This is a genomic window from Pseudomonas sp. LY-1 (assembly GCF_053502595.1).
Genome location: NZ_CP094353.1, coordinates 4,787,640 through 4,795,000, shown reverse-complemented (window position 1 = coordinate 4,795,000; position 7,361 = coordinate 4,787,640). Strand labels below are relative to the sequence as shown.

Here is a 7,361-nt window from a genome sequence, read left to right as displayed (position 1 = left end):
AAACCATACACCGAAGCTACGGGTATCACGTAAGTGATGCGGTAGAGGAGCGTTCTGTAAGCCTGTGAAGGTGAGTTGAGAAGCTTGCTGGAGGTATCAGAAGTGCGAATGCTGACATGAGTAACGATAATGGGTGTGAAAAACACCCACGCCGAAAGACCAAGGTTTCCTGCGCAACGTTAATCGACGCAGGGTTAGTCGGTCCCTAAGGCGAGGCTGAAAAGCGTAGTCGATGGAAAACAGGTTAATATTCCTGTACTTCTGGTTATTGCGATGGAGGGACGGAGAAGGCTAGGCCAGCTTGGCGTTGGTTGTCCAAGTTTAAGGTGGTAGGCTGGAATCTTAGGTAAATCCGGGATTCTAAGGCCGAGAGCTGATGACGAGTTATCTTTTAGATGACGAAGTGGTTGATGCCATGCTTCCAAGAAAAGCTTCTAAGCTTCAGGTAACCAGGAACCGTACCCCAAACCGACACAGGTGGTTGGGTAGAGAATACCAAGGCGCTTGAGAGAACTCGGGTGAAGGAACTAGGCAAAATGGCACCGTAACTTCGGGAGAAGGTGCGCCGGTGAGGGTGAAGGACTTGCTCCGTAAGCTCATGCCGGTCGAAGATACCAGGCCGCTGCGACTGTTTATTAAAAACACAGCACTCTGCAAACACGAAAGTGGACGTATAGGGTGTGACGCCTGCCCGGTGCCGGAAGGTTAATTGATGGGGTTAGCTAACGCGAAGCTCTTGATCGAAGCCCCGGTAAACGGCGGCCGTAACTATAACGGTCCTAAGGTAGCGAAATTCCTTGTCGGGTAAGTTCCGACCTGCACGAATGGCGTAACGATGGCGGCGCTGTCTCCACCCGAGACTCAGTGAAATTGAAATCGCTGTGAAGATGCAGTGTATCCGCGGCTAGACGGAAAGACCCCGTGAACCTTTACTATAGCTTTGCACTGGACTTTGAATTTGCTTGTGTAGGATAGGTGGGAGGCTTTGAAGCGTGGACGCCAGTTCGCGTGGAGCCAACCTTGAAATACCACCCTGGCAACTTTGAGGTTCTAACTCAGGTCCGTTATCCGGATCGAGGACAGTGTATGGTGGGTAGTTTGACTGGGGCGGTCTCCTCCTAAAGAGTAACGGAGGAGTACGAAGGTGCGCTCAGACCGGTCGGAAATCGGTCGTAGAGTATAAAGGCAAAAGCGCGCTTGACTGCGAGACAGACACGTCGAGCAGGTACGAAAGTAGGTCTTAGTGATCCGGTGGTTCTGTATGGAAGGGCCATCGCTCAACGGATAAAAGGTACTCCGGGGATAACAGGCTGATACCGCCCAAGAGTTCATATCGACGGCGGTGTTTGGCACCTCGATGTCGGCTCATCACATCCTGGGGCTGAAGCCGGTCCCAAGGGTATGGCTGTTCGCCATTTAAAGTGGTACGCGAGCTGGGTTTAGAACGTCGTGAGACAGTTCGGTCCCTATCTGCCGTGGACGTTTGAGATTTGAGAGGGGCTGCTCCTAGTACGAGAGGACCGGAGTGGACGAACCTCTGGTGTTCCGGTTGTCACGCCAGTGGCATTGCCGGGTAGCTATGTTCGGAATAGATAACCGCTGAAAGCATCTAAGCGGGAAACTAGCCTCAAGATGAGATCTCACTGGGACCTTGAGTCCCCTGAAGGGCCGTCGAAGACTACGACGTTGATAGGTTGGGTGTGTAAGCGCTGTGAGGCGTTGAGCTAACCAATACTAATTGCCCGTGAGGCTTGACCATATAACACCCAAGCAATTTGCGAACTCGAAAGAGACCAGATTGCGGTGTGTGAAGACGAAACGAACCGAAAGTTCGACTCTTACAAAACACCGAAAGCTATCACATACCCAATTTGCTGAAGCGAGGCCAGCTGGCCACGACTCAGTACCCGAATTTCTTGACGACCATAGAGCATTGGAACCACCTGATCCCATCCCGAACTCAGCAGTGAAACGATGCATCGCCGATGGTAGTTTGGGGTTTCCCCATGTGAGAGTAGGTCATCGTCAAGATTAAATTCCAGAACCCCTGTTTGCTTACGCAGACAGGGGTTTTGTTTTGGGCGGTCGGAAAGGGCGCCTCATTGCGGTGGTCTTCACTGCTTCCTTGGCAGTGTCCACTCGATGTCCGGTTTTGGGCCGAAAGCAGCCCCTTTCTCGACAAACAGGTCTACCATGCCAGCCCGGCAGTGGTCCACGCGCTACCGTCCATTTTTCATAAAGGCATCGCAATGACCATCGACCAAATCTCCCTTCCCAAAGGTGTCGGCCCTCACGCCTCCAAACTCCTCGACGCCATCACCGGTGCCTCCACCCACGAAGAACTCAACCGTGCCGGCGGCAAAGCCGAAGGTTTTGTCTTGGGCCTTGAGTCCACCAAAGCCATCAAGAGCCAAATCGCCGAGTCGTTGTATGTGGCTTACGACGACGCGGCGAGCAATCGCGCGAGTGAGTTGAAGGGCTAGTCGTCAGCCGCCGAGGTCTTCGGACAGGTCAAGCAGCAAGGCGCGGTGGACGCGTTACAGGGCAAGACTCAATAACCATCCGAGCGCGCCGCTTCCGACAACCACCAGCCACGGTGGCAGCTTCCACACCATCAACGCCACCAAGCCGATCAGGGCCAGGCCGAAATCCCGTGCGCTGAAGATCGCACTGGTCCATACCGGCTGGTACAGCGCCGCCAGCAACAGCCCCACCACCGCTGCGTTCACGCCCGCAAGGGCGGCCTGGGTGCGCGGGCTGCGGCGCAGGCTTTCCCAGAAGGGCAGTGCGCCCAGCACCAGTAAAAACGACGGGGCGAAGATGGCCAGCAGGCAGAGCAGGCCGCCGAGCCAGCCGCTCGGGGCCTGGCTCATCGACGCGCCGAGGAACGCGGCGAAGGTGAACAAGGGGCCGGGCATGGCCTGGGCGGCGCCATAGCCGGCGAGGAAGACATCGTTGCTCACCCAGCCGGTGGGCACGACTTCGGCCTGCAGCAGCGGCAGCACCACGTGGCCGCCGCCGAACACCAGCGAGCCGCTGCGGTAGAACGCGTCGATCATCGCCAGGCCCTGATTGGGGATCAGTTGGGCCAGGATCGGCAGGCCGGCCAACACCAGCACAAACAGCGACAACAACATCGCCCCCACGCGGCGGCTGAGCGTCACGGGTAACGCATCGTGCGCGGCCGGTGGCGTGGGCTTGAACAGCAGCAGGCCCGCCAGCGCCGCCGCGCTGATCACGGCGACCTGGCCCCACGCCGAGGTTTGCAGCAGGGCCACGCACGCGGCGATCAGCATCACGCTGATGCGCGCGGCGTCGCTACACAGGTTGCGCGCCATGCCCCACACGGCTTGGGCGACCACGGCGACGGCCACCACCTTAAGGCCATGCAACGCACCCGGCGGGAGCGCCGTGCTGTGTTGGGCAATGCCCAAGGCGAACAGGATCAGCACAACGGCCGACGGCAGCGTAAACCCTAGCCATGCCGCCAGCGCCCCACCGTAGCCGGCCCGCGACAGGCCCAGCGCGATGCCTACCTGGCTGCTGGCCGGACCGGGCAGGAATTGGCACAGCGCGACCAAATCCCCATAACTGCGCTCGCTCAGCCAGCGGCGCCGGGTGACGAACTCGTCGCGAAAGTAACCCAGGTGTGCGACGGGGCCGCCGAAGGAGGTGAGCCCCAAGCGCAGGAAAATCAGAAACACCGACCAGGAGCTGGCGGGGCGATCAGTCGGGGAATGGGCCAAGGTCGGCGTCTCGGTGAGGGCAATAGGGGAGCGGTGTGTCGAGGCACCTTAGCGAATTTTGATGACGTGAAGAAGAGGCCGTTACGTGAAAGCGTAACCTGCGTTGTTGTACTGTTGGCTCCCCAAGACAGGTGCCCACTACAAAGGATTGAACATGACATTGACCGTCGAAACCTTTCTCGAGTTGGCCATGGCCAACCCCATCAACGCCGAGATCACCGCGCGCCTGCCCGCCCTTGGTGTGAACCAGTGCATGCTGACCGCGGGCTGTCTGTTCCAGGCTGTTTGGAATCATCAGTCGAATCTGCCTGCTGACCAGGGAGTGAAGGACTACGACGTTTTTTACTTCGACCCGGACCTTTCCTGGGAGGCCGAAGACGCAGTCATTCGCGCTGCACAGCGGCTGTTCGAGGATTTGGAGGTAGAAATTGAAGTGAAGAATCAGGCGCGCGTTCACCTTTGGTATGGCCAGCGGTTTGGCCGACCGTATCCGCAGCTGCACTCCGCGCGCGCCGGGATTGATCGTTACCTGGTGGCCGGGACGTGCATCGGGCTGGATGTGGCGACGGGCGAGGTGTATGCGCCGTTTGGTTTGACTGATATGGAGCAGGGCCTGCTCAGGATCAACCCGATCAATCCTGAGCCGGAGTTGTTTGCGCAGAAGGCGCGCAGCTATCAGGCGCGGTGGCCTTGGCTGAGGATTGTCGAGGATTAGCCCAGCGCGCGCGGCAGTTCGGCAGGTGCTGCGCGCTGATCCCATCGCCGCCTCGCCGGGCTCGACAGCGCCGACATTTGAACGGTGTTGCCGTTAAGCGCGCAGTCGCAGAATCTGCGCCCCGTCAAACGGGTCCGTCAGGTAGTGCGCCTGCACTCCGAAGGTGTCCTGCAGCCGCTGCGGCGTCAGCACGTCCTGCGGCTTGCCCAGCGCCACCAAACGCCCGCGGTCCAGCACGGCCAGGCGATCACAGGTCAGTGCCTGGTTGAGGTCGTGCAGGGCGATCAAGGTCGTCACGGGTAACGCCTGCACGCCCTTGAGAATCGACAGTTGATGCTGGATATCCAGGTGGTTGGTCGGCTCATCCAACACCAGAATCTGTGGCCGTTGCGCCAGGGCGCGGGCGATGTGTACGCGTTGGCGCTCACCGCCGGAGAGGCTGCGCCAGGCGCGGTTGCTCAAGTGCATGGCGTCCACGTCGTGTAGCGCCTGGCGCACGATGCGGTCGTCTGCCTCGGACCACGGGCTCAGCGCTGACAGCCACGGGGTGCGGCCCAATGCGACAGCGTCGAACACCCGAATGGCGTCGTCGGTGTCGGCCTGTTGTTCCACCACGGCCAGGCGTTGTGCGACGGTGCGGCGGGGCAGCTCGCCCAGGCGCTCGCCACCCAGGCGTACTTCGCCATGAGCGGGGGTACGCAACCCGGCCAACAGTTTGAGCAAGGTGGATTTACCCGAGCCGTTCGGGCCGACGATCCCGAGGGTTTCGCCGAGCGTCACCTCCAGGTGGATATCCCGCAGCAACTCGGCTTCCCGCACCTTGAAGCCCAGCCCGCTGCAGCTCAATACCGGCGCACTCATCGAGGGTTTCTCCGGCCGATCAGAATCAGTGCAAACACCGGCGCGCCGACCAGCGCAGTGACCACGCCGACCGGAATCACCTGGCCCTTGATCAAGGTGCGCGACAGCACATCCGCCGCGATCAGAAACAGCGCGCCACCCAATGCGCTGGCCGGCAACAGGCGCGAGTGCCCGGTGCCGAGCAGCAGGCGCGCGGCATGGGGAATCACCAGCCCGACAAAACCAATGGAGCCGACAATCGACACCATCACCGCCGTGACCAATGCCGCGCAGCCCACCAGCACCCATTGCACGCGGCGTACCGGGATGCCGAGGGAGGCCGCCGAGTCGCGGCCGAAGGTGAACGCATCCAGCGCCCGACGATGCCACAGGCACACCGTCAACCCGGCGACCGCCACCGGCACCGCCAGCCACACCGACGGCCAACGCACGCCGCTGAGGTTGCCCAGCAGCCAGAACAGAATGCCGCGTGCCTGTTCGGAGCTGGCCGACTTGGTGATCAGGAACGCGGTGAGCGCATTGAACAGCTGCGAGCCGGCAATGCCTGCGAGGATGATCTGCCCGGTGCCGCTGGACGAACCGCTGGCCCGTGCGAGCAATACCACCAGCGCAAACGCCGCCATCGCCCCGCCGAACGCACCGACCGACAGCGAAACCAAGCCGCCGCCGACGCCCATCAGCACCACCAGGACTGCGCCGGTCGACGCGCCGGCGCTGATGCCCAGCAGGTAAGGATCGGCCAGGGGGTTGCGCAACAACGACTGCAAAATCACCCCGCAGGTGGCCAGCCCGGCCCCGCATGCGGCGGCGACCAGGGCGCGGGTCAGGCGGTAGTTCCACACCACGCCTTCATCGATCGGGTCCAGCACGTAGCCGGCCGCCCACAGTTTGTTGGCGAGTACCTGCAACACCACCTGCGGCGCGATGGCGGTTTCGCCGATGGCCACGCCGGCGAGCACGGCGATCAGTAGCAATGCCAGGGCGAGTAGGGTTCGTATCATTTCGGCAGGTCGTAGCCGTCGATGGCCGCGGCCAGTTGTTCAAGACCCTCGAAGGTCCGCACGCTGGCCTGCAGGGCCATGGCGTCGAGGATGATGATGCGGTTGTGTTTCACCGCGTCCATGTTGCGCGTCACCGGGTCGCTGCGCAGGAAGGCGAGCTTCTGTGCATGATCGTCGGCCGGGTAGCGGCGACGGTCCATGCGGGCGATCACCAGCACGGTGGGGTTGGCCTTGGCGATGGTTTCCCAGCCGACGGCGGGCCATTCCTCATCGGACTGCACCACGTTGCGCAGGCCGAGCGTTTGCAGCATGAATTCGGGGACACCCTTGTGACCGGCCACATAGGGATCGCTGGCCATCTCGGCGCTGGAAAACCACACCAGCGCGCTGGCCTGCTTGAGCCCCTTGCCTTGCACGGTGGCGACGGACTTGGCCAGGCGCGCCTTGAGTTCATCGTTGAGTTGCTGGCCGCGATCCTGCACGTCGAAAATCTCCGCCAACTGGCGGATGCCCTTGTAGATCGTGTCGATGCGGAACGGCTCCAGCCGCGTGCCGTCGGCGCCCACCCGGTTGTTCTTGGCTTCGCAGTCGGAGGGCAGCAGGTAGGTGGGGATCTTCAACTCATGAAACTGCTCGCGGGTGCCCACCACGCCTTGCGGGCCGACCACCCATTCCAGCTCGGCCGCCACCAGTTGCGGGCGCTTGGCGATCACCGACTCGAAGCTCGGTTCGTTATTGGCCAGGCGTTCGATGCCGTCGTTCAGCGCCTTGAACTGTGGCAGCACGTTGTTGAACCACAGCGACGTGCCGACCACTTTATCGCCCACGCCGAGGGCATAGAGCATTTCGGTGGCAGCCTGGCCGATGGTCACGGCGCGGGCGGGCGCTTGCGCGAAGGTCAGGCTGCTGCCGCAGTTCTCCACTGTCAGCGGGTACTGAGTGGGGGCCGCTTGGGCCAGGGCACACAGGCCCAGGCCGGTGAGCAGGGCGGTAACGCGTGGCAGCATTGGGCAATCTCCTTGGAGCCGTACCTGGAAC

The 7,361-nt window shown here is 61.5% G+C and carries 6 protein-coding genes and 2 rRNA genes (1 of these 8 only partly in view); 4 read left to right on the top strand and 4 right to left on the bottom strand.

The genetic code is table 11. The features are described from left to right. The 3 genes from MOQ67_RS21915 to MOQ67_RS21905 all read left to right on the top strand — a co-directional run. Positions 1-1,759 (top strand): 23S ribosomal RNA (locus MOQ67_RS21915) (it extends 1,133 nt beyond the left edge of the window). Positions 1,760-1,915: 156 nt separating this feature from the next. Further along, a 5S ribosomal RNA gene (gene rrf / locus MOQ67_RS21910) occupies positions 1,916-2,031 on the top strand. 218 nt (positions 2,032-2,249) lie between these two features. After that, positions 2,250-2,483, top strand: a complete 234-nt coding sequence (locus tag MOQ67_RS21905; protein ID WP_017847731.1) for a hypothetical protein — start codon at positions 2,250-2,252, stop codon at positions 2,481-2,483. 54 nt (positions 2,484-2,537) lie between these two features. Here MOQ67_RS21905 and chrA read toward each other — a convergent pair whose 3' ends face one another. Beyond that, a complete protein-coding gene (gene chrA / locus MOQ67_RS21900) occupies positions 2,538-3,746 on the bottom strand; it encodes a chromate efflux transporter (protein ID WP_198717843.1) in 1,209 nt (402 codons plus the stop codon). 154 nt (positions 3,747-3,900) lie between these two features. On the opposite strand from chrA, the gene MOQ67_RS21895 reads away from it, so the two are divergent. Beyond that, a complete protein-coding gene (locus tag MOQ67_RS21895) occupies positions 3,901-4,461 on the top strand; it encodes a nucleotidyltransferase family protein (RefSeq protein ID WP_046487107.1) in 561 nt (186 codons plus the stop codon). A gap of 93 nt (positions 4,462-4,554) precedes the next feature. On the opposite strand, the gene MOQ67_RS21890 is transcribed toward MOQ67_RS21895, so the two are convergent. Genes MOQ67_RS21890 through MOQ67_RS21880 form a run of 3 tightly spaced genes read right to left on the bottom strand, consistent with a single transcriptional unit; the run spans position 4,555 to position 7,330 of the window. Continuing rightward, a complete protein-coding gene (locus MOQ67_RS21890; protein ID WP_017847728.1) occupies positions 4,555-5,322 on the bottom strand; it encodes an ABC transporter ATP-binding protein in 768 nt (255 codons plus the stop codon). Then, positions 5,319-6,323 (bottom strand): FecCD family ABC transporter permease, encoded by a 1,005-nt coding sequence (locus tag MOQ67_RS21885; RefSeq protein WP_046487110.1) that lies wholly within the window; start codon positions 6,321-6,323, stop codon positions 5,319-5,321. The genes MOQ67_RS21890 and MOQ67_RS21885 overlap by 4 nt, the downstream gene beginning before the upstream one ends. Beyond that, on the bottom strand, positions 6,320-7,330 hold the full coding sequence (locus MOQ67_RS21880; RefSeq protein WP_046382623.1) for an ABC transporter substrate-binding protein: 1,011 nt from the start codon (positions 7,328-7,330) through the stop codon (positions 6,320-6,322). The genes MOQ67_RS21885 and MOQ67_RS21880 overlap by 4 nt, the downstream gene beginning before the upstream one ends. Positions 7,331-7,361: the final 31 nt, after the last annotated feature.

What these genes read in the sequence shown, in the direction of transcription:
- MOQ67_RS21905 (WP_017847731.1), top strand. Translation starts at nt 2,250, where the DNA reads ATGACCATCGACCAAATCTCCCTTCCCAAAGGTGTCGGCCCTCACGCC.
- MOQ67_RS21895 (WP_046487107.1), top strand. Translation starts at nt 3,901, where the DNA reads ATGACATTGACCGTCGAAACCTTTCTCGAGTTGGCCATGGCCAACCCC.
- MOQ67_RS21890 (WP_017847728.1), bottom strand. Translation starts at nt 5,322, where the DNA reads ATGAGTGCGCCGGTATTGAGCTGCAGCGGGCTGGGCTTCAAGGTGCGG.
- MOQ67_RS21885 (WP_046487110.1), bottom strand. Translation starts at nt 6,323, where the DNA reads ATGATACGAACCCTACTCGCCCTGGCATTGCTACTGATCGCCGTGCTC.
- MOQ67_RS21880 (WP_046382623.1), bottom strand. Translation starts at nt 7,330, where the DNA reads ATGCTGCCACGCGTTACCGCCCTGCTCACCGGCCTGGGCCTGTGTGCC.